The 1,422-nt window shown below is 65.7% G+C and carries 1 protein-coding gene; it reads right to left on the bottom strand.

All coding sequences use genetic code 11. The features are described from left to right. Nucleotides 1–29: 29 nt before the first annotated feature. The gene (locus ACZ49J_RS45385; protein ID WP_467457745.1) at nucleotides 30–1,373 is read right to left on the bottom strand and encodes an IS630 family transposase; all 1,344 of its coding nucleotides are present in this window, start codon (nucleotides 1,371–1,373) and stop codon (nucleotides 30–32) included. Nucleotides 1,374–1,422 lie beyond the last annotated feature (49 nt).

The raw sequence follows: 1,422 nt of genomic DNA, 5'->3' as shown, positions 1-1,422 counted from the left end.
CTAGTGTGCTGCGCCAGAAATCCTGAGGATTAGTTCTGCTCGGTTTGCTGGCCGGTGGTTCCGACCTTGGTGAGGTAGTCGGCGAGGGAGTTGAGGATCTCGTCGGCTGTCTTGGTCCAGGTGAAGGGCCGCGGGTTCTCGTTCCAGGTGTCGATCCACGCGGTGATGTCGTCCTCCAGGGCCTTCACGGAGGTATGGACACCGCGGCGGATGAGTTTGTCGGTCAGCAGGCCGAACCACCGTTCCACCTGGTTCATCCAGGAGGAGCCGGTGGGGGTGAAATGGACGTGGAAGCGGGGGTGCTTGCTGAGCCATGTCCTGATCTCGGCGGTGTTGTGGGTGGCGTAGTTGTCGCAGACGAGGTGGACGTCGAGCCCGGCGGGCACCGCCTTGTCGATCCGGATCAGGAACTTTTTGAACTCGATCGCCCGGTGGCGGCGGTGCAGTGCCGATATGACGGTGCCGTCGACGATGTTGAAGGCGGCGAACAGGCTGGTGATGCCGTGCCGGAGGTAGTCGTGGGTGCGCCGTTCGGGCATGCCCGGCATCATCGGCAGCACTGGCTGGGACCTGTCCAGCGCCTGGATCTGGGACTTCTCGTCCACGCAGAGCACGACCGCTTTCTCGGGCGGGTGGTGGTACAGGCCGACGACGTCGACGACCTTGGCGACGAACTGCGGATCGGTGGACAGTTTGAAGGAGTCCTGCAGGTGGGGCTTGAGGTCGAACCGCTTCCAGATTCGCCCGATCGTCGACTTCGACAGGCCGGTGCGCTGAGCCATCGAGGCCCGTGACCAGTGCGTGTCCTGACCCGGGACCGACTCCAGGGTGGCCACGACGACCTCCTCGACCTGGTCGAGGAGGATCGAAGGCGGCCGGCCCGAGCGCGGCTCGTCCTGCAGACCATCGAGACGTTTTGCGATGAACCGGGCCCGCCAGCGGTCCACGGTCGACCTGTCGATACCGAGGTCGGCCGCGGCCTGCTGGTTCGTCCCGCCCTCCGCGCAGCGCAGCACGATCTTGGCTCGCAGCGCGAGGAACTGGGCGGTCTTCGCCTGCCGCGCCCACTGCTGCAGCTGCCGGCGCTCAGCGTCGTCGAGGATCAGGTCGGCCTTCGGCCGACCGATCCAGCCGGCGTCCTCAAGCCCGGCCATCCGTTCCGCGGCGAATGCCCGACGCCACTTGCCTACCGTCTTGGCCTGGACACCGACGATCCGTGCGACACCCGCGTTTGACATGCCGTCAGCACACGCCAGGATGATGCGGGCCTTCTCGGCCGAGCGCCGGTGCGGCATTTCCGTCCGGCGCACCAACTCGGCGCGCTCGGCCTCGGACAACGTGATCGCCACAGCAGAAGGCCCGGGATGCGACATGACAACAGGGTAGTAACTAATCCTCAGGATTTCTGGCGCAGCACACTAG

It is taken from the genome of Streptomyces sp. NPDC030840 (assembly GCF_055572015.1).
Note: the sequence above shows the minus strand (reverse complement) of the source record. Positions and strands in the feature narration are given on the sequence as shown.